20 protein-coding genes are annotated in these 19,956 nt (G+C 69.3%); 11 read left to right on the top strand and 9 right to left on the bottom strand.

Annotated features, from left to right (window positions below; all coding sequences use genetic code 11):
* Nucleotides 1-46: 46 nt before the first annotated feature.
* Entirely contained in the window at nt 47-1,471 is a 1,425-nt protein-coding gene (locus tag AJAP_RS11515; RefSeq protein ID WP_038510528.1) for a cellulase family glycosylhydrolase, read from the bottom strand.
* Between the two features lie 274 nt (nt 1,472-1,745).
* Between AJAP_RS11515 and AJAP_RS11510 the strand changes: the two genes are divergently transcribed.
* Nucleotides 1,746-2,567, top strand: coding sequence for a lytic transglycosylase domain-containing protein (locus AJAP_RS11510; protein WP_228694909.1), 822 nt, complete (start codon nt 1,746-1,748; stop codon nt 2,565-2,567).
* Here the strand turns inward: AJAP_RS11510 and AJAP_RS11505 are convergent.
* Genes AJAP_RS11505 through AJAP_RS11495 form a run of 3 tightly spaced genes read right to left on the bottom strand, consistent with a single transcriptional unit; the run spans nt 2,564 to nt 6,261 of the window.
* A complete protein-coding gene (locus AJAP_RS11505; RefSeq protein ID WP_038510526.1) occupies nt 2,564-3,916 on the bottom strand; it encodes a vWA domain-containing protein in 1,353 nt (450 codons plus the stop codon). The two genes, AJAP_RS11510 and AJAP_RS11505, sit on opposite strands and share 4 nt — an antisense overlap.
* A complete protein-coding gene (locus AJAP_RS11500; RefSeq protein WP_005155088.1) occupies nt 3,913-4,794 on the bottom strand; it encodes an AAA family ATPase in 882 nt (293 codons plus the stop codon). The genes AJAP_RS11505 and AJAP_RS11500 overlap by 4 nt, the downstream gene beginning before the upstream one ends.
* A 21-nt stretch (nt 4,795-4,815) precedes the next feature.
* Complete coding sequence (locus tag AJAP_RS11495; protein WP_038510522.1) at nt 4,816-6,261, bottom strand: MFS transporter; 1,446 nt, start codon at nt 6,259-6,261, stop codon at nt 4,816-4,818.
* Nucleotides 6,262-6,323: 62 nt separating this feature from the next.
* Between AJAP_RS11495 and AJAP_RS11490 the strand changes: the two genes are divergently transcribed.
* From AJAP_RS11490 to AJAP_RS11465, 6 genes are all read left to right on the top strand, one after another.
* Nucleotides 6,324-7,283, top strand: a complete 960-nt coding sequence (locus AJAP_RS11490) for a helix-turn-helix transcriptional regulator (RefSeq protein WP_228694908.1) — start codon at nt 6,324-6,326, stop codon at nt 7,281-7,283.
* On the top strand, nt 7,280-8,314 hold the full coding sequence (gene mgrA, locus AJAP_RS11485) for an L-glyceraldehyde 3-phosphate reductase (RefSeq protein ID WP_038510520.1): 1,035 nt from the start codon (nt 7,280-7,282) through the stop codon (nt 8,312-8,314). The genes AJAP_RS11490 and mgrA overlap by 4 nt, the downstream gene beginning before the upstream one ends.
* A 44-nt stretch (nt 8,315-8,358) precedes the next feature.
* Complete coding sequence (locus AJAP_RS11480; protein ID WP_038510518.1) at nt 8,359-9,117, top strand: class I SAM-dependent methyltransferase; 759 nt, start codon at nt 8,359-8,361, stop codon at nt 9,115-9,117.
* Between the two features lie 101 nt (nt 9,118-9,218).
* Complete coding sequence (locus tag AJAP_RS11475; RefSeq protein ID WP_148311495.1) at nt 9,219-9,704, top strand: hypothetical protein; 486 nt, start codon at nt 9,219-9,221, stop codon at nt 9,702-9,704.
* 12 nt (nt 9,705-9,716) lie between these two features.
* Nucleotides 9,717-10,049 (top strand): hypothetical protein, encoded by a 333-nt coding sequence (locus tag AJAP_RS11470; RefSeq protein WP_038510513.1) that lies wholly within the window; start codon nt 9,717-9,719, stop codon nt 10,047-10,049.
* A gap of 104 nt (nt 10,050-10,153) precedes the next feature.
* The gene (locus AJAP_RS11465; RefSeq protein ID WP_084098609.1) at nt 10,154-11,329 is read left to right on the top strand and encodes an MFS transporter; all 1,176 of its coding nucleotides are present in this window, start codon (nt 10,154-10,156) and stop codon (nt 11,327-11,329) included.
* Here the strand turns inward: AJAP_RS11465 and AJAP_RS11460 are convergent.
* From AJAP_RS11460 to sigC, 4 genes are all read right to left on the bottom strand, one after another.
* Complete coding sequence (locus AJAP_RS11460; RefSeq protein ID WP_038510511.1) at nt 11,326-12,567, bottom strand: PucR family transcriptional regulator; 1,242 nt, start codon at nt 12,565-12,567, stop codon at nt 11,326-11,328. The two genes, AJAP_RS11465 and AJAP_RS11460, sit on opposite strands and share 4 nt — an antisense overlap.
* A gap of 141 nt (nt 12,568-12,708) precedes the next feature.
* Nucleotides 12,709-13,164 carry a (2Fe-2S)-binding protein gene (locus AJAP_RS11455; protein WP_005155104.1) on the bottom strand — a complete coding sequence of 152 codons (456 nt, stop codon included), beginning with the start codon at nt 13,162-13,164 and terminating at the stop codon, nt 12,709-12,711.
* Between the two features lie 26 nt (nt 13,165-13,190).
* Entirely contained in the window at nt 13,191-15,443 is a 2,253-nt protein-coding gene (locus AJAP_RS11450; protein ID WP_038510508.1) for a xanthine dehydrogenase family protein molybdopterin-binding subunit, read from the bottom strand.
* A gap of 180 nt (nt 15,444-15,623) precedes the next feature.
* The gene (gene sigC, locus AJAP_RS11445; protein ID WP_038510505.1) at nt 15,624-16,193 is read right to left on the bottom strand and encodes an RNA polymerase sigma factor SigC; all 570 of its coding nucleotides are present in this window, start codon (nt 16,191-16,193) and stop codon (nt 15,624-15,626) included.
* A 58-nt stretch (nt 16,194-16,251) separates the two neighbouring features.
* Here sigC and AJAP_RS11440 point away from each other — a divergent pair, with 58 nt between their 5' ends.
* The 3 genes from AJAP_RS11440 (at nt 16,252) to AJAP_RS11430 (ending at nt 18,789) form a co-directional block, all read left to right on the top strand.
* Complete coding sequence (locus AJAP_RS11440) at nt 16,252-16,980, top strand: zf-HC2 domain-containing protein (protein WP_038510502.1); 729 nt, start codon at nt 16,252-16,254, stop codon at nt 16,978-16,980.
* A gap of 208 nt (nt 16,981-17,188) precedes the next feature.
* On the top strand, nt 17,189-18,391 hold the full coding sequence (locus AJAP_RS11435; protein ID WP_037344942.1) for an ROK family transcriptional regulator: 1,203 nt from the start codon (nt 17,189-17,191) through the stop codon (nt 18,389-18,391).
* Nucleotides 18,392-18,435: 44 nt separating this feature from the next.
* Complete coding sequence (locus tag AJAP_RS11430) at nt 18,436-18,789, top strand: nuclear transport factor 2 family protein (protein ID WP_038510499.1); 354 nt, start codon at nt 18,436-18,438, stop codon at nt 18,787-18,789.
* Here the strand turns inward: AJAP_RS11430 and AJAP_RS11425 are convergent.
* Complete coding sequence (locus AJAP_RS11425) at nt 18,786-19,292, bottom strand: PaaI family thioesterase (RefSeq protein ID WP_038510496.1); 507 nt, start codon at nt 19,290-19,292, stop codon at nt 18,786-18,788. The genes AJAP_RS11430 and AJAP_RS11425 overlap by 4 nt on opposite strands.
* A 72-nt stretch (nt 19,293-19,364) precedes the next feature.
* Here AJAP_RS11425 and AJAP_RS11420 point away from each other — a divergent pair, with 72 nt between their 5' ends.
* Nucleotides 19,365-19,922 (top strand): TetR/AcrR family transcriptional regulator, encoded by a 558-nt coding sequence (locus AJAP_RS11420; protein ID WP_228694907.1) that lies wholly within the window; start codon nt 19,365-19,367, stop codon nt 19,920-19,922.
* Nucleotides 19,923-19,956 lie beyond the last annotated feature (34 nt).

The following is a 19,956-nucleotide window of genomic DNA, read 5'->3' as shown; positions in this document are numbered from 1 at the left end:
TACTTGCGCGTGCAAGTACCGCATCCAGAGGACGAAACGCGAGGGGTCAGCCGGTCGGGAAGTCGTCCGGCGTGCGGATGCGGTCCCGCACCCAGACACCGGCGGGCTTCAGCATCGAAGTGCCGGTGAAGGAGTTCCCGGCGCAGGTTCCGGTCTTGAACACGGCACCGGAGCGGAAGTCGTCGGAGAAGTTCCAGTTCGTCCAGCCGATCTTCTTGGCGGCCAGCAGATCCAGGTACTTCTGCGAGTACGTGAAGTCGTTCCCGCCGTCACCCGTGTAGGTCTGGGTGCCGAATTCCGTGACGAACACCGGGATCTTGTCGGCGGTCCGCGCCAGCGCGTCGTAATGCTCGTCCTGGTGCGACGCCGCGTAGAAGTGGAACGTGTACATGATGTTGGTCGCGTTCACCGGGTTGTCCAGGATGTCGTTCTCGTCGCGGCCGTCGGAGATGCCGAAGGTCGACCAACCGTGCGTACCGAGGAGGACGACGCTGTCCGGGTCCTGGGCGCGGATCACCGGGATGACCTCCTCGGCGTAACGCTTCACGTCCGCCCAGCTGACGCCGTTGGGCTCGTTCGCGACGTCGTAGATGATGTTGACCTTGTCCTTGTGCCGCTGGGCGATCTCGGCGAAGAACGTCTTGGCCAGGTCGGTGTTCTCGTTCGGGTCACCGGGGTCGAGCTGGTGCCAGTCGACGAGGACGTACATCCCGCGTTTCGTCGCCTCTTCGATGTAGTTGTGCACCATGTCGGTGAACTTGCGTGGGTTGCTCTCGTAGCCGTCGTCCTGGATGTACATGGCGACCCGCAGGATGTCGGCCTTCCAGTCGTTGGCCAGCGCGTCCAGCGAAGCGGTCTTCACACACTGGCTGTACCACTGGATCCCGTGCGTGCTCATGCCCCGCAGCTGGATGGGCTTGCCGTACTGGTTGCAGAGTTTGACGCCGCAGACGTGGAGCTTTCCGTTGATGGACACCGGTGTCCCGGTGTTCGAACCGCCACCGCCTTCGACCGACAGCGAGTCCGCGTTGGGGCCGCCGTTCGCCGTGACGGCGGTGGTGCGGATCTTGTTGCTGCCCGCGGCGAGGTTCACCGTGGTGGTGACGGTGCGCCAGGTCGTCCACGCGCCGGTGCCGGCGAACCCGAGGTCGTCGACGGCGAGGGAGCCGTTGACGGTGATGTCGAGCGGGCGGTTGACCGTGGTGCCGTTGGCGTAGCGGAAGGTCAGCGTGTGCTGCCCCGCCTGCGCCGCGTTGACGGTGTACTCGACGTAGCTACCGGTGACGTTGTCGTAGTTGACGAAGCCGGATCCGGTGAAGCCGGTGTGATTGGCTTCGACCACGCCGCGCGAGATCGTCGCGTCCTCGGATTCGTACAGGACGGGAGCCGCGGAAGCGGCCTGGGCGGAGATCGGGACCGAGGCGGCCGCGAGCACCGTGACCAGCGCCGCCCGCCATCTTGGGCGTACCACTTTGTGCCTCCTTCAGAAGCATCGTTGCGTTCCGTGGAGCAGGGGCGCGGCGAGCCCTTGTTAAGAAACCTTCCTAACGCGGACTAGTCTCACCATCGGGATGAAGCGCTGTCAACAGGGCAAAGGGGGCGATCGCGCCCCGCAGTCGGTCCTCTACTTGCGGTAGTTGCACGCGCAAGGACCGCATTCAGAGGACGAAATGCGGGTCGTGGCCCGCATCACCCGGACGGCGGGCCACACAAGTTCTCCACATTCGTCACGTACCGTGGAACCGGTGACCGCTTCGTCCCCTTCGACCCTGGACCTGATGGATCAGTGGCAGCAGCCGCCCCCGAAACGCGGCCCGCGTGGCTGCGTGATGCTCGTTCTGCTGGTCGTGGGCGCCTTGGTCGCCGGTGCCGTCTGGGTCGTGATCAGCCTCAACGACCGTGAGCCGGTGCCGGTCAAACCGGAATTCGTGGTCCCCTCGCTCAAGCCCGCCCCACGTTCGGCGATCCCCGGTGACGCCGGACCGCTGCCCGCGGAGCCCGCGAAGGACGCCTGGATCGCGAAGGTGTCGGAGAACACGGACATCCCTTCGCGCACGCTGCGGGCGTACGTGAACGCGGCCGAGAAGACCGCGAAGACCACTCCGCGTTGCGAGATCACCTGGGCGACCATCGCCGGGATCGGGCGCACCGAGTCCCAGCACGCCCGGCACGACGGTTCCCGCGCCGGTGAGGACGGCATCGTGACGCCGCCGATCATCGGCATCCCGCTCGACGGCTCCCCCGGTGTGCTGGCGGTCGTCGACACCGACAAGGGCGCGCTCGACGGCGACCCGAAATGGGACCGCGCGGTCGGGCCGATGCAGTTCCTGCCCGCCACCTGGAAGCGGTACGGCGTCCGCGCGAGCGGTGACGGCGCCGCGCCGGACCCGCAGAACATCGACGACGCGGCGCTGACGACCGCGCGGTACATGTGCGCGCGGGGCGGCGACCTCGGCGATCCCTCCGGCTGGTGGACCGCGGTGCTGACCTACAACAACTCCACCCAGTACGGGCAGGAAGTGTTCAGCAACGCCGACGCCTATGGGAAAGCCGCGCTGAAGCCCTAGGCGGGCAACAGCCGCGTGACCAGCCGGGTCAGCTGGTGCACGTTCCGGCATTCGTACATCTCGACGACCTCCGCGTACGCGTGCGCCTCGGAGTCGCCGGTGGACCAGAGCGCGGTCCGCTCCGGGTTGAGCCAGTACGTATGCCTTGCCGCGGAAGCGATCCCGCGGACCGCGTCGAGGTTCGGGTCGCCGCCGTTGGTCCTCGCGTCACCGAGGATGAGCATGGACGTCCTGGGGCCCACCGCGTCCGAGTAGCGCTCGACGAACTCGCCGAGCGCGTGCCCGTAATCGCTGTGCCCGTCCCACCGGGTCAGCTCCGCGTCGGCGAGGATGCGCGCACCGAGGTCTTCGGGATCGGCGGCGCCGGTGTCGACGAGGTGGGTGATCTCGTCGCAGGCGTCGATGAACGCGAACACCCGCACCTTGCTGAACTGGTCACGCAGGGCCTGCACCAGCAGCATGGTGAAGTTCGCGAAACCGGCCACCGAGCCCGACATGTCGCACAGCAGCACGATTTCCGGCCTTCCCGGCCGGTGCCGCCGGTACGACGGCCGCATCGGGACGCCGCCGGTGGACAGCGAGCGCCGCAGTGTCCGCCGCAGGTCGATGTGCCCGCGCGCGTGCCGCCGTCGCCGCGCGGCCAGCCGGGTGGCGAGCTTGCGTGACAACGGCTGCACGACCCGGCGGAGTTCGGCGAGTTGCGCCCGGCTGGCGAGCAGGAAGTCGACGCGGTCGGCGGCGGGTGGCACGGCATGCCGCGAAACCCGTTCCCTGCCACGGACTTCCGCCACGCGCCGCCGTGCCTCGGTCCGCACGAGACCGCGGAAACCCTCGACGCGGCGCCGGACGTCGTCGCGGTCCAGCCGGTCGGTGAAATCCTCTGGCGGCGAACCGGCGCGGATCGCTTCGAGCACGCGGACCACGAGGGTCTGCGGCTGAAGCCGTTCGAGCGTCTGATGCGCCGACCAGCCGCCGCTGCCCGCCGTGCCGCCGTACTCCCCCAGCATGTCGACGGCGAGCCCGGCCAGCTGCGTCAGTTCCGGCTGGTCGTTCGCCGCGAGCGCCGTGGCGAGCCGGTCGCGCAGCGCCGCCAGATCGTCGACGGGGTCCTGCGACGGCGCGCCGACGCCAAGCGGGAAGTAGATGTCGAAGGTCGCGTCGAACACCGCGCGCTGGCCGCCGCGCCGGACGAGCGCCGCCGCGAGCCCTTCCCGCATCTGCTCGCGGGAGTCGAGGCCCAGCACTTCCAGTGCCGCGGCGGCGTCGACCGTCTCACTGGGCCCCGCCGGGATTCCGTGTTCCCGCAACGCTTCCACGAATTCGACGAGCCTGCCCGGCACGCCGCTCACGAGTCGAGGACCTTGCCGAGTTCCAGCCGTGCGTCCGCCTTCACGACGTCGTCCTGGTGTTTGAGGATGACGCCGAGGCTCGCGCGGACGACGTCCTCGCCGAGGCTGTCCGCGCCGAGCGCCAGCAGGGTCCGCGCCCAGTCGATGGTCTCGGCGACCGACGGCGCCTTCCGCAGCTCCATCGCCCGCAACGCGGTGATCACCTTGACCACGGACGCGGCGAGCGCGTCGTCGACGCCCGGCACCTTGAGCCGCACGATGCGCTGCTCCAGCGCCGCGTCGGGGAAGTCGATGTGCAGGAACAGGCACCGGCGCCGCAACGCCTCCGACAGCTCCCGCGTCGCGTTGGAGGTCAGCACCACGAACGGTTTGCGCCCGGCGGTGATGGTGCCGAGCTCCGGGACGGTGATCTGGAAGTCGCCGAGCACCTCCAGCAACAGCCCTTCGATCTCGACGTCGGCCTTGTCGGTCTCGTCGATGAGCAGGACGGTCGGCTCGTCGCCCTTGATCGCCGTCAGCAGCGGCCTGGCCAGCAGGAACTCTTCACCGAAGATGTCGTTGCGGGCTTCGTCCCACGTCTCGTCCTTTCCGGCGGTGATCCGGAGAAGCTGCTTCGCGTGGTTCCACTCGTACAGCGCGCGGGACTCGTCGACGCCTTCGTAGCACTGCAGCCGCACGAGCCGGGAGCCGCTCGCCTGCGCGACCGCCTTCGCCAGCTCGGTCTTGCCGACCCCCGCGGGGCCCTCGATCAGCAACGGCTTGCCGAGGGCGTCCGCGAGGAACACCGTGGTGGCGACGGCCGCGGAGGCCAGGTAGCCGGTGTCGGCGAGCTTCGCCGTCACGTCTTCGACGGATGTGAAGTACCCGGTCCCAGCCACGCGGCCTCCCAGCTCGATCGCCTACCCGGCCGACTCTACGTCGCGGATCCGCTTCGGCAGCAGGAACCCGACCGCGAAGGTGAGCACCACCATCACCGCGACCACCCAGAACGTCCGCTGGGCGGCGGCGGTCGGGTCGGCGGTCCCCGCGTCGAAGAACACCGTGCCCAGCAACGCGAGCCCCAGCGCGCCGCCGACCTGCTGGAGCGAGGTCAGCGCGCCCGACGCCGATCCGGCCTCGGCCGGCTCCACTCCGGACAGGGCGATCTCGAAGTACGGCCCCATGATCAGCCCGGAGCCGATCCCGACCACCAGCAACGCCGGCGCGATCTGCCACGGACCCGTCTCCGGGCCGAGGAGCAGCAGCAGGGCGATCACTCCGGCGGTCATGATCAGCGCACCGGTGTGCAGCACCTTGCGGCCGTGCTTGCGCACCGCCTGCACGAGGCCCATCCCGACGATCATCCCCAGCGACATCGGCACCCCGGTCAGCCCGGCCTTGAGCGGCGAGAAACCGAGCCCGAGCTGCAGATACAGCGTGAAGACCAGACCGAAGCCGGAGAACGCCGCGAAGTAGATCGTCCCGGTCGCCATCCCGGCGAGGAAGCTGCGCTTGCGGAACAGGCTCGGCTCGACCAGCGGGTCGCCGCCGCGGCGGCTCTTGCGCTTCTCGAACCACGCGAACACGCCGAACACCACGACCGCGGCGGCCATCATCGCGAACGTCCACAGCGGCCAGCCGTACTCACGCCCCTGCACCAGCGGGAAGACGATCAGCAGCGCGCCGGTCGTCGCGAGCAGCGCACCGGGGATGTCGAGGGTGAGCGAACCGCCGGGACGGGACTCGGGAAGGAACTTGATCGCGGCGAGTACCGCCAGCGCGCCGATCGGGAGGTTGATCAGGAAGATCATCCGCCAGCCGGTACCGAAGAGATCCGCGTCGACCAGCCAGCCGGCGAGGATCGGGCCGCCGACCGCGGCGAGCCCCATCACCGGGCCGAACATGCCGAACGCGGACTGGAGTTCCTTGCCGGCGAACATCTCCTTCATCATGCCGAGGCCCTGCGGCACCATCGCGGCACCGAAGAGGCCCTGCACCACCCGTGCGGTGATGATCATCTCGGGGTTCACCGCGACCGCGCAGAACAGCGAGCCGGCGACGAAACCGATCGCGCCGATCAGGAACATGCGCTTGCGGCCGAAGATGTCGCCGAGCCGTCCGCCGGTGAGCAGACCGGACACCATCGCGAGGGTGTAGGCCACGCCGAGCCACTGGATCATCGCCGTGCCGCCGCCGAGCGACGCCCGCATGACCGGTCCGGCGATGCTCGTGACCGTCATGTCGAGCAGTTCCATCACCGAGCCGGTCAGGATCACGAACAGCGCGGGCCAGCGCCAGCGGTACGGCTTCGCCGAGGGCGTGTTTTCCGAGGTCACACCACTCGGGGTGTCCAGTGTCATCGTCATGGGAACAACGCTAAAGTCAATTCCGGCCACTTTCTGACCGGAATGCGAGCGAACCTGGATTCATGGCGAACACGAGTGCGCGGATGCTGCGGTTGCTCTCCCTTCTGCAGACACACCGCTTCTGGTCGGGGATCGAGCTGAGCGACAGGCTCGAAGTGAGCGAACGGACGCTGCGGCGCGACGTCGAACGGCTCCGCGAGCTGGGCTATCCGGTCAACGCGAGCCGCGGCGTCGCGGGCGGCTACCAGCTTCGGTCGGGCACGGTCATGCCGCCGCTGCTGCTGGACGACGAGGAGGCCGTGGCGATCGCGGTCGGCCTCCGGACGGCGGCGAGCGGTTCGGTGGAGGGCATCGAGGAGACGTCGGTCCGGGCGCTGACGAAGGTCGTCCAGGTGATGCCGCCGCGGCTGCGCAGACGGGTCGACGCGCTCCAGGCGTACACGACTCCGGCGGCCGTCACGGGCCCTCGCGTCAACGCCGCCAGCCTGACGGTGATCGCGCAGGCGTGCCGGGACGACGAGCGGCTGAAGTTCGACTACGCGGCACGCGGCGGCGAGGAGTCCGCGCGGCTGGTCGAGCCGCACCGGCTCGTCTCACTCGGACGGCGCTGGTATCTGGTGGCGTGGGATCTCGACCGGGTGGACTGGCGCACCTTCCGCGTCGACAGGCTCAGCGAGCCGCGCACCACCGGCGCCCGCTACCGGCCGCGCGAGATCCCGGGCGGCGACGCGGTCAAGTTCGTCGAGGCCCAGATCAAGGCCAGGCCGACCACGCACACGCTGGTGATCCGGGTCGAAGCGCCGAAGGACCGGGTCGAAGCGGCGGTGCGGTACCTCGGCGGCGCGCTCGAAGCGATCGACGGGACGTCCTGCCGTCTGACGATGAACGTCGACACCTTCGACTGGCCCGTGCTGATCCTCGCCGCCATCGGCGCGCCTTTCGAGGTCGAGAGCCCCTCGGCGTTCAAAGACCACCTCGCGTCCGTCGCCGCCCTCTTCAAGACGGCTAGCATCGGGCCGTGAGCACCTATGTCGCGGCCGAGGGCCGATACGAGAGCATCCCCTACCGCCGCACCGGGCGCAGCGGCCTGAAGCTGCCCGCCATCTCGCTGGGCCTGTGGCACAACTTCGGGAACGACAAGCCGCTGGGCACGCAGCGGGACATCGCGCGGCGCGCGTTCGACCTGGGCATCACCCATTTCGACCTCGCCAACAACTACGGCCCGCCCTACGGCTCGGCGGAGGAGAACTTCGGCAGGCTGCTGGCGTCGGACTTCAAGCCGTACCGGGACGAACTGGTCATCTCGACCAAGGCGGGCTACGACATGTGGCCCGGCCCGTACGGCGAATGGGGCTCGCGCAAATACCTGCTGTCCTCTTTGGACCAATCGCTCGGCCGGATGGGCCTGGACTACGTCGACATCTTCTATTCGCACCGCTTCGACCCCGAGACGCCGCTCGAAGAGACGGTCGGCGCGCTCGACACCGCCGTCCGGTCCGGACGCGCACTGTACGTCGGCATCTCGTCGTACTCGTCGGAGAAGACCGCCGAGGCCGCCCGGCTCCTGCACGAACTGGGCACCCCGCTGCTGATCCACCAGCCGTCGTACTCGATGTTCAACCGCTGGCTCGAAGGCGACAAACTGCTCGACACACTCGAAACCGAAGGCGCGGGCTGCATCGCGTTCTCACCGCTGGCGCAGGGACTGCTGACCAGCCGCTACCTCGACGGCGTTCCCGAGAATTCCCGTGCGGCACAAGGGAAGTCGCTCAACCCGGACACGATCACCGAGAGCACCCTCGGCAAGATCCGGGCGCTGAACGAGATCGGCCAGCGGCGCGGTCAGACGCTGGCGCAGCTCGCGCTCGCGTGGGGCCTGCGCGACCCGCGGATGACGTCCGTGCTGATCGGCGCGAGCAGCGTCGCCCAGCTGGAGGACAACGTCGGCGCGCTGAAGAACCTGCACTTCACGCACGAGGAGCTGGCCGAGATCGACCGCTACGCCACCGAGGCCGACATCAACCTCTGGAAGCGCTCGACCGACGCGGGCTAGCTAATCGCGTTGCCCCGCCGGGCCGGGGAGCCGAGACTGCGAGAATGACTTTCGAAGATCAGCTCGCCGAAGGAGAAGCTGTCCCGGTCGAAGGCTGGGATTTCTCGTGGTTCGAAGGCCGGGCCACCGAGGAACGGCCGCCGTGGGGCTACTCGCGGTTGCTCGGCGAGCGGATGGCGGCGGCCGCCGCCGGGCTGGATCTGCAGACCGGCGGCGGCGAGGTGCTCGCGGGCATCCCGAAACCGCCGCAGGTCCTCGCCGCCACCGAAGGCTGGCCGCCGAACGTCGAGGTGGCGCGGAAGACTCTCGCGCCCCTCGGCGGACAGGTGGTCGAGGCCGAGTACGACGCGCCGCTGCCCTTCCCCGACGAGTCCTTCGATCTGGTGAGCAGCCGCCATCCGATCGCGAATCCGTGGCGAGAGATCGCCCGCGTGCTGCGCCCGGGCGGCACGTTCCTGTCGCAGCAGATCGGCGCAGGCACCGTGCGGGAACTGAAGGAGTTCTTCCTCGGCCCGCAGGACTACGGCGACTGGACGCCCGACGTGCTGCGCGTCGAGGCCGAAGCCGTCGGGCTCCGGGTGGAGCGGCTCGAACCGGCGAAACTGCGGATGGAGTTCTTCGACCTCGCCGCGGTCGTCCACTTCCTCCGGAAGGTGATCTGGATCGTGCCGGGGTTCGAGGTCCGGAAGTACCGCGACGAACTCGCGGAACTCCACCGGATGATCGAGACCGACGGGAAGTTCGTCGCGCACTCGCGGCGGGTGCTCGTGGAGGCCGTCAAGCCCGGCCACACGTTCGGGTGACAGAACACATTTCGCAAGTCGTTAAGTCGTTGTCATGCCATCGCGCGATCTCCGCCGGAATAACTTCGCCGGGCTCTATCCACCCAGTAACGTCGGGCTACGTGATCAATCGAACGCACTCGATGATTCTCGTAGCTTTCGCTCTCGCTCCGCTCCTTCTCACACCGGGAACTGCCGCTGCCACTATAGAAGTCACTCACGCCGTCACCTTCACGAGCTCCATCGGCAACGTGATCCCCGCGCCGCATTGCGAGCTCAAAACCGGAAACACCTACCTACGCACTTCAGGAGCCAAGAAAGTCGTCGGCTTCAAGCCGAAAATAACCTGCGACGAGGTCATGGACACCATCTCTTTGACCGGCCAGATGTACGCCGTGATCGGCGGGACGACAACCGCGCACGGTGATGCACCGACCTCGACCAACGCCGGCCAGGTTTCCGTCGAGAACAAGCAGATCGGATACAACTGCAACGGCACCGGAAACACGGTCTGGTTCGGCAGGGCTTCAGTGAACGCGGTCTGGCGCGGCATCCCCCAAGCCGCGGTCGTGGACAGCCCGACGGCGACTCTTCCGTGCGGGGTATGACATCCTCCCGCAATGAAGGTGACCGATGGATACACGGGATCCGGGAATGTCGTCAGCACCGATGCGCCCAGCTACTTGGTCGAATTCTGGCGCGCCACCGCCGACGGCACCGGGCATGACGCGTGGACTGCCGTCGAATACGAACTCACCGAATGCGACGTCCACGACGCACTGCACTGGGCTCGCGAGAACGCGCCCTCCGGCGCGACCGTCCACACCGTGGTCTACGCCTGTTATCGGCAACCGGCGGGCTCATCCGAGTCCGACGTCCACATCCTGCTGGTCGGCTCCGACCCGAGCAAGATTCCCACGTCGACCACCACGCTCACCTGGCCGACCGCCTGAAGTGCTTCGCGTCGAGGCGACGCCGTCAAGCCCGGCCACACGTTCGGGTGATCACCGACTCGATGTCTTGAGTGGACGCGCTCGCGGGTGCGATACCTGCGGGCGTGTCCAGCTCCGCACCGCGCCAGCTGGCGCTCACCTCCGCGGCCCAGATCCTCGCCATGGGCCTGTGGTTCTCCGCGTCGAGTGTCGTCCCCGCTTTGCGCGGCGAGTGGGCACTGTCCACTCAGGGCACTGTGCTGCTCACCGCTTCGGTGCAGGTCGGCTTCGCGGCGGGCGCGCTGGTGTCGGCCGTCGCCAATCTCGCGGACCGGCTCCGGCCCGAGCGTCTGCTGGCCGCGAGCGCCGCGACGGGCGCCTTGCTGACGTTGCTCTTTCCCTTGTGCGGAAACCAGTTCTGGCTCGCGGTACTGCTGCGCTTCGGCACCGGGATGGCACTGGCGGGGGTCTACCCGGTCGGGATGAAGATCGTCGTCTCGTGGTTTCCGAACAGCCGCGGGCTCGCCCTCGGTGTTCTGTTGGCCGCGCTCGCGCTCGGCTCGGCATCACCCCATCTGCTGGCCGGGAACCTCCCGGGGTGGCGGACGGTACTCGTGGTCGCGTCCCTTCTCGCCCTCGGCGCGGCGGCGCTGGCCGTGCTCTTCGTCCGCGTCGGCCCAGCCGCCCGGCGTTCGCCGCCGTGGGAACCGCGGTACCTGCTCACCATGGCGCGCGACCGGCGTCAGCGGCTGATCGCGTTCGGTTACTTCGGCCACATGTGGGAGCTTTACGCGTTCTGGACCTGGATCCCGGCCTACGCGGCCGCGGCGTCGAAGACCTCGCCGGGCACGGTGAGCCTGCTCGCGTTCACCGTCATCGGCGTCGGCGGGGCGATCGGCTGCCTGCTCGGCGGCGCGCTGTCGGACCGGTTCGGGCGGATCGACGTCGCGCTCGCGGCGCTGGCCGTCAGCGGGACGTGCTGTCTGGTCTCGGCCCTCGTTTTCGGCGGTCACCCCGCGATGCTGGGCACACTGCTGTTCGTCTGGGGTATCGCCGCGATCGCCGACTCCGGCCAGTTCTCCGCCGCGTTGAGCGAGGCCGCGGACGCCCGCTACGTCGGTACCGCGCTCACCGCGCAGACCGCGATCGGTTTCCTGCTCAGCGCGCTGACCATCCAGGGCCTGCCGGTGCTCGCGGACGCCGTCGGCTGGCGGGCGGCCGCCCCTGTACTGGCCGTCGGGCCGCTACTGGGCGTGATCGCCATGGCGCGGCTCCGCTCCCCCGTGTGCCCGGCGCGCTAGCGCAGCGGGTCCCGCGGCGAGGGCAGATGCGAAGTGTCCGGGAACATGTGGAGCGCGCGCAGGGCCGCGCCGAGTTCGGCGATGTCGGCCGGGTCGGTCAGCGAACGGCCGAGCTCTTCGGAGATCCGCTTCAGGCGGTGCCGGATCGTGTTGGGGTGACAGAACATCCGCTCCGACGTCAGTTTCGTGGAGCCCTGGCATTCGAACCACGCCCGCAACGTCAGCAGCAGCACGTTCCGGTCGTCGCCGGGCAGGTCGAGGATCGGCCGGAGCACGTGGTGCGCGAGCTGGACCGACGCCTCCGGCGCGCTGGCGACGAGGCCGGCGAGCGGGGATTCGTTGAACTGCACCATTCCCGTCGTCCCCGGCATCATGCTGGAGAGCGCGACCCGCGCGAGATGGAGGGCGCGGGAGGTGTTCCCGAGACCGGTGAACACCGGGCTGACGCCGATCCGGCCGGTCTGGTTCTCCCGCAGCAGCCCGATGATCACCTGGGACGCCGCCGGATCCCGCATCGAGACGACCCCGACCTGCAGGTCCGGGGTGAGCCGCCAGGCGGACGCGTGATGCCGTTCGCGCAGCCGGTTTTCGATCTGTGGCAACGGTTCGTGCCCGACGCGCGGGGTCTCCGCCGCGACGACCACGTAGGTCCCGTCGAGCGAGAGTTCCAGCACGCGCGCGATGTCCCACAGCGTGCCTTCGGTGGCCGCGCCACCGGCGAACAGCGCCTCGACCAACGCCGAGCGCCTGCTTTGGTGCGCCAGCATGACTTCGGCGGTGGTGTCGCGGTAAGTCGTCGTCAGCGCCTCGGCGTAGTCGTCGATCAGCGCCCAGATCGCCGACGTCGCGGCGACGAGGCCGCGGAGGTCCTGATGCTCGCCCGAAGCGGTCAGTTCGACGAACCGGTTCCACACTTCGGTGAGCCCGATGCGGTAGGCCCGCAGGAGTTCCGGCAGCGGAGCGCCCTGCAGCGCCCGTGCGCGCCCGGTCGCCCGCGCCTGCGCGAGGTCGGGTTCCTCCGTGCCGCGCAGGGTCCGCATGACGAACTCGAGGTTGTTCCGCACCGACGTCCGCAGTTCGGCGAGGGTGACGAACTGCGCGTCGCGGTACACCGGCATTTCGGCGCGGATCTGCTCGACGGTGCCGTCGATGAGCCCGGGCAGCTGCTTTTCGACCTCGACAGCCAGTTCGGCGACGATGACGGCCGAGCCTTCGCGGAGCACAGTTTCGTAGTGCATGGACGTCCTCCGGGGCAGGGACTCCTCGTCGAGCCCCTGGGGCCGTCATCTAACACGACTTGTCCGGAGGTGGCCTGTCGAAGCGAAAAGAATCCGCTGATGCGGCGGGAAATCGGGATTCCCGCCGCACCAGCGGGATTTTTACATCTTCGCGGCCGCGCTCTTGATGGCTTCGCGGATCCGGAAGTAGGTGCCGCACCGGCAGACGTTCTGGATCGCGTCGATCTCGGCGTCCGTCGGGTTCTTCGTCTTCTTCAGCAGCGCCACCGCGGCCATGATCTGCCCCGGCTGGCAGTAGCCGCACTGCGCGACGTCCTGCTCCAGCCAGGCCTCCTGCACCGGGTGCAGGTCCTCACCGTCGGCGAGGCCTTCGATCGTGGTGACGTCCTTGCCCGAGCAGTCGGACACCGGCGTCACGCACGGGTTGAACGCCTCGCCGTCGAGGTGGCTGGTGCAGGCCTTGCAGACGTTGATCCCGCAGCCGTACTTCGGCCCGCGGACGCCGAGTTTGTCCCGCAGCGCCCACAGCATGGGCAGATCCGCGGGCGCGTCGACGGTGACGGTCTTCCCGTTCACCGTGAAGGTGTAGTTGGGCATCGAAACTCCTTGGCGGGGAAGGAAAGTCAGCGAGGGAACGGGTCGAAGTCGATCGGGAAGTTGATCGGGAAACTACGCGGTTTGATCCCGGTCGCCCGCGCGTAGGCGTTCCCGATCGCGCCGACCGGCGCCGGCACGCCGAGCTCCCCGGCACCGCCGATCTCGCCCGTCTCCGGCATGACGAACACCTTGACGTCCATCGGCGAGTTCTTCTGCCGCGCGTAGTGGAACTGCGAGTAGCTGCCCTCCAGCGGCAGCCCCTTGTCGATGTGCAGGCCCGCGGTCAGCGTGGTGGAGATGCCGTCGGTCAGGCCGCCGAGCATCTGCGCCTCGATCCCGCGCGGGTTGATCGGCTTGCCGACGTCGACCGCGATGGTCGCCTTGGTGACACGCGGCTTCTTCGGGTCGCGGGCGTCCATTTCGACGAGACACGCGGTGTACGACTTGTACTCGCCGTGCACGGCGACACCCTGTGCGAAACCCTTGGGCATCTTCTTGCCCCACTCGCCGAGTTCCGCGACCTTGTCCAGCACGGCACGCTGCCGGTCGTTCTTGATGAACTCGCGCCGGAACTCCACCGGGTCCTTGCCGAGCTTCGCGGCGATCTCGTCGACCATGATCTCTTCCGCGCCGCGCGTGCTCGACGAGTACACCGACCGCCAGGCACCGGTGTGGAAGTCCACCGGAACCTCGTTGAGCAGCTGCGTGGTGACGCCGAAGTTGTACGGCGACTTGACCGTCAGCAGGAACACCGTCTGCGCGAAGCTCAGGTTGCCGCCGACCGGGAGTTCGGCGGCGAAGGCGGTCAGGACCTCGCCGAGCCCGTGGCTCCAGTCGGTCTCCACGCTGGCGACGCGGTGTTCGAAGGTGAGCACCTGGCCGAGGGCGAAGGTGGCGCGGATCTTGTGGTGGCTCGCGGCGCGGGCACGGCCGTGGCGCATGTCGTCGATGCGGCTCCACATCAGCCGCACCGGCCGCTTGAACGCCTTGGAGGCACGCGCGGCCTCGATGGCGCCGTCGGAGAACAGCCGCCGTCCGAACGATCCGCCCGCCTGCTGGACATGCACGACGACCTTGTTCTCGGGCAGCCCGAGTTCCTGCGCGATGTTCTGCTTCGCGAGGATCGGCACCTTCATCCCGGACCAGATGGTCGCGCCGTCCTCGCGGACGTCGGCGACCGCCGAGTTGGTCTCCAGCGGGGCGTGGCTGGCGAAGGCGAAGTCGAACTCGCCGTCGACGTACTGGGTCAGCAGCGGCGGAACGACGAACGGGAGCGCCGCGGCCTGCAGCTTCTTCTTGATCGTCGCGTTGTTCTCCCCGTCGACGGTGCCGCCGTTCCAGCTGACGTCGAGGGCGTTCTTGCCGTCCAGCGCCTGGCCGAAGGTCTCGGCCATCACCGCGACACCGGTTTTGATGACCGCGATGTCGATGATGCCCGGCATCGCGCGGACGGCGGCCTCGTTGTTGACCTTCGCGACCGTGCCGTTGATCGTCGGCGGGCGGCGGACCATCACCGGCTTCGCGCCGGGGATGTCCAGGTCGAGGGTGTACTTCAGCTGCCCGGTGACCATCGCGCGGGCGTCCTTGCGCGATTGCGGCGTGCCGATCAGCTTGTGCGCCGACTCCGCCTTCGGGGTCGCGGTGAGCTTGCCGAGGTCGGCACGGGCGGCGGGCTTGGCCAATGCGCCGTAGTCCGCGCGGCGGCCGTCGGGGGCGATCACCGAACCGTCCCTTGTGGACAGCCGGTCCGCCTTGGCGCCCCACTGCTGAGCGGCGGTCGCGACCAGGCGGGCGCGGGCGGCGGCCGCCGCGGTGCGCACCGGGGTGTAGAGCGAGCGCATCGTGTTGGAGCCGCCGGTCAGCTGGTTGAACAGCAGTTCCGAGCGGGCGTCGGAGAGGACGACGTCGACCTGGTCGAGCGGGAGGTCCATTTCTTCGGCGACCAGCATCGCGTTCGCCGTGGTGATGCCCTGGCCGACCTCGGTCCGCGGCAGTTCCAGCCGGACCCGGCCGTCTTCGCGGACTTCGAGGACCAGCAGGTTCGCGGTCGGGGCGTTCGACAGGATCAGCACGTCGCCGAGGTCGAGGATCTCGGCCGGCCCCGGCGGGGTGGGGATGACGGCTTCGGCTTCTTCGGGCGCGACGGTGTCGATGCCGATCTTCGTGGCGATCGTGAGGGTGGGCGCGGCGACGAGGAAGGTCAGGAACCGGCGGCGGCCGAGGCCTCCGGGGTCCGGAGCCTCGCTGCCGTGGCCCTCAGCGGTGGTGGGACTGGCCATCGGGAAGATCCCTTCGAGAGCGCGCGGAGCAGGCGGGGACCCTCGCGCGGCCTGGGGTTGGATGGCGACACGCTAGGCATCGGCATTCGGCCTAGTCAACGCGGAGTAGTCGTGTCGCCCCATCTGTGTGACGAGGTGACAGCGGAAGGGCTCAAATGTGTGACGCGCCACAGGCGGGCGTCAGATGGAGTCGCGCTCCCGGCCCGCTTCGAGCAGGTCTTCGCGGGCGCGCGCGACGCGCGAACGCACGGTGCCGACCGGGCAGCCGCAGATCTCGGCGGCCTCGGCGTAGGAGAGGCCCAGCACCTGGGTGAGCACGAGGACCTCGCGCCGCTCCGGGTCGAGCCCGTCGAGCAGCATCCGCAGCTCCACCAGGTCTTCGAACCCGGCGACCCCCTCGGCCTGGCGGGCGCCGCGACGTTCGGCGGTGGCCTCCCAGTCGACGTCGGCGAGCTTCGGGCGCGCCGAAGCCGCCCGGATACGGTCGACGACCACCCGGCGCGCGATCGACAGGAGCCAGGTCCGCGAGGACGACCGGCCGGCGAACCGGCGCAGGCTGCCGAACGCGCGGAGGTACGTCTCCTGGGTGAGATCGTCGGCGGCGGCGACGTCGGCGAGGTGCGCGACGAAACGCCAGACGTCCGCCTGGGTGGCACGCACCCAGTCCTCGAGCGCCCGCCGGTCGCCGCGGGCGGCGGCGAGAGCGAGCTCGGTCACCCGCTCGTCGTCGTGGTTGCGCGCCCCGGCCATACGAGAAACGTAGCAGCGTCCCGGGAACCGGGGCAGGCCCGCGCCCGACAAGTGAGACGTGAAGTGCGAGACCTGCCGCGAGGCCCTGTCGGCCCGGCTCGACGGCGAAACCGAACCCGCCCCGCCCGAGGTGGTCGACCGGCACGTGGCAGGCTGCGCCGCCTGCCGGTCCTGGCTCTCGCGCGCCGAACGGCTGCACCGGACGCTGCTGCTGCGTCCGGCGCCCCCGGTCCCGGACCTCACCGCCGTCATCCTCGAACGCACCCCCGCCCCGCCGAGTGAGGGCTGGCCGGCCAGGATCGCGCTCGCCCTGGTCGCGATCGCGCAGCTCGGCCTCGCCTTCGCCCAGCTGCTGGGCGTCGAAGACCACACCGCGGGACACGGCACGGAATCCCTGATCGGGCACCTTTCCCACGAAAGCAGCGCGTGGAACCTCGCCGTCGGCGTCGGGCTCGGCTGGGCGGCCTTCCGCACGAAGGCGGCGTCCGGGCAGCTGCCCGCGCTGACCGGTTTCGTCGCACTCCTGCTGGCGTTGTCGGCGGGCGACCTCGTCACCGGTCAGGTGACCGCCGGACGCGTGCTCACCCATGGGTTGGTCGTCGCCGGACTGCTGTTGCTGTACGTGGTGAACCGGCAGCACCGGCTCCGCAACCGCCCCAGCCCGGCGACGACGGCCGACCATCCGGGTTCCCACAGCGCGGAAACCGGCCACGAGACCGGCGAAGCCCCCGAACGACCCCGGCAGCACAGGGGATTCCGGCGGCCGGCGAGCCGTCACGTCGCCTGACGCCATCTGGTCTAGACCATTACCGGTCACTGGGAGCACGCGTCCGGATACCGGGTGAATCGCGGTTTTTCGCGCGCGGCGTGCGCGATTCGCGGCGCGGGCACGTTTATCGTCGCCTGGGACCACCGAATGTAAACCTTCTTGCCCATTTCGGGCCGGAGGCGGATAACTTTGGTGGAACACCTTGGTTCGACAGGAGGCGAAGCTCGTGGTTGGCGCAGAAAACCCACCCGTCGGCACCCCCGCCGGGATGCGGAAGATCAATCAGCGCGCCGTGCTGGACCTCCTGCGCCGCAGCGGCCCGGCGACGCGGCCCCAAGTCGCCAAGGACACCGGTCTTTCGAAACCCACGGTGAGCCAAGCGTTACTGGCCCTCGAAGCGGCCGGTCTCGCCAGGGCGACCGGGCACACCTCGACCGGCACCGGCCGGTCCGCCGTCCTCTACGAAGCGGATCCCACGGCGGGTTACGTCCTCGGTGTCGACATCGGACGCGAGCACCTCCGCGTCGCCGTCTCGGATCTCGGCCACACCGTGGTCGCCCGCCGTGACGAGCGGAACACCTCGCGTTCGGGCACCGCGCTCGTCAGCGCCGTCGGCGCCCTCGCGGCGGCGACGGTGCGCGAAGCGGGGCTGTCGCAGGCGGACATCGTCGTGCGGGTCCTCGGCTCCCCCGGCGTCGCCGACCCGGACAAACGCTGCTTCCGGCACGCGCCGAACCTGCCCGGCTGGGGCAAGGCGGGCCTGCTCGACGAACTCGAAGGCGTCCTCGGCCCGGACCTCATGGTCGAGAACGACGCGAACCTCACCGCCGTCGGCGAATGGGAACGCGGTGCCGCGCGCGGCGCGTCCGTGTTCGGCTGCATCACCATCGGCACCGGCGTCGGGATGGGCGTGATGGTGAACGGTCAGGTCTTCCGCGGCGCGACGGGTGCGGCGGGCGAGATCGGCTACCTGCCCTACGGCCAGTCGCACGCGGCGAGTGAGGGCGAGGACGCCCCGCCGGTCCGCGGCCACCTCGAAGAGGCGACGGCGGCGCAGTCCGTCGTGCGCGGCGCGCGGGAACTCGGCCTCGGCACGGCGAAATCGGCCCGCGAGGTCTTCCGCCTCGCCCGCGACGGGGACGAACTCGCCCTGCGCGCCGTCGAGGCGGAGGCCGACAGGCTCGCGTACACCGTGGCGTCGGTGGCGGCGGTGATCGACCCCGAACTCATCGTGCTCGGCGGCGGCATCGGCACCGCGGCCGATCTGCTGCTCGACCCGATCGACCGTGCCCTGCGCTCGTTCACCCCCCTGGTCCCTTCGGTCGTCCAGGGCGAACTGGGCGACGACGGCGTGCTGACCGGTGCGATCAGCGTCGGGTTGCGCGCCGCCGAGGGCCTGGTCTTCGAACGCAAGGTGGGCGCGGCCTGAGGCATTACCTCCGCGGTAATCGACAGCGGGTGCACGCTGTTCCTATGACCACAGCCAAGAAGATCGTCCTCGACTGCTTCGAGAACATGTTCGTGCACAAGGACTTCGTCGCCGCGGGCGCGAACGTGCACCCGGATTTCGTCACCCACAGCCCGGGTTTCCCCTCGGGCCGTGACGCTTTCGTCGAAGCCATGCGGAATTCACCGATGGCGGACGCGGACGTCGCGGTGAAACGCGTGATCGCCGACGACGAGCACGTCGTCGTCCACCTGCACGTCGTCCGGCCGGGTGAGGAACCCGGGGCCGCCGTCGTCGACATCGTCCGCGTGGCGGACGAGCTCATCGTGGAGCACTGGGACGTCAAGCAGCCGGTGCCGTCCGGCGCGGAAATGTTCTAGGGCTTGATGATCAGGCAGGTGCTCGACGCCGTCGCGAGCACCTTGCCCTGCCCGTCACGGATGTCGCCCTCGGCGAACGCGACGCGCGAACCGGCCTTCACGACCCAGCCGTGCGCGCGGATCTCCCCCACCGAACCGGAAATCGCGCGCAGGTAGTTCACCTTCAGCTCCACCGAGGTGTAGCCGACACCGGCGGGGAGGGTCGAATGCACCGCGCACGCCACCGCCGAATCCAGCAGGGTCGCCGCGACGCCGCCGTGCACGGTGCCGATCGGGTTGTAGAGCGACTCGTCCGGCGTCGCGGCGATCACGACGTCACCCTCGGCCACACTCACCCAGCGCATGCCGAAATGCGCCGAGATCGGCGCGGGCGGGATCCGGCCCTCGGCGATGCCGGTCAGGTATTCGAGCCCGGACAGCTCCCGGCCGAGCCGGGCGGTGGGCAGCGGATCCTGCCAGGTCACGGTCTTCTGCCTGGTCTGCCCGGTGACGTCGATGGTCATGGCTGCCTCCTAAGACGATCGTCCTAGACTTTCCTAAGACGGTCGTCCTAGTCAAGGACTATGCTGGGCCACGTGTCCGACACCACCACCCGCGAGCGGATGATCTCGACCGCGATGACGCTCTTCCGCCGTGAGGGCTACCAGGCGACTTCGTGGCGGCGGCTGGTCGAACAGGCGGGCACGCCCTGGGGGTCGGCGTACCACCACTTCCCTGGCGGCAAGGAGCAACTCGCGGTCGCCGCGATCGAACTCGGCACCGCCGTCGTGGCGAAGACGGTCCGCCGAGCCTTCGAGCGCAACGAGACGGTCGAAGACGCCGTGGCCTGGTGGTATCGCAAGGCGGGTGAAGCACTGGCCGCCGACGACTACCGCGGTGGCTGCCCGCTCGCCACGATCACGCTGGAGATGACGCACGCCTCCCCCGCGATCACCAAGGCGTGCCAGGACGCGTTCGCCGCCTGGCACAAGCTGCTCGTCGAACTGCTCGGCGACGTCGAGGATCCCGAAGACGTCGCGACGGCCATCATGAACAACCTCGAAGGCGCCCTGCTGGTCAGCCGGGTCCATCGGTCGCCGGAACCGCTGGAGCGGGCCGCGCGGCACGTCGCGCTCGTGGTCCGCGCGGCCTGACGAAGCCGAGCGCCCACCGGCGAGCGCGGGTAGC

This window comes from Amycolatopsis japonica, assembly GCF_000732925.1.
Taxonomy (GTDB): Bacteria; Actinomycetota; Actinomycetes; order Mycobacteriales; family Pseudonocardiaceae; genus Amycolatopsis; species Amycolatopsis japonica.
The sequence above is the reverse complement of the archived record's forward strand: the minus strand, read 5'-3'. Positions and strand labels throughout refer to the sequence as shown.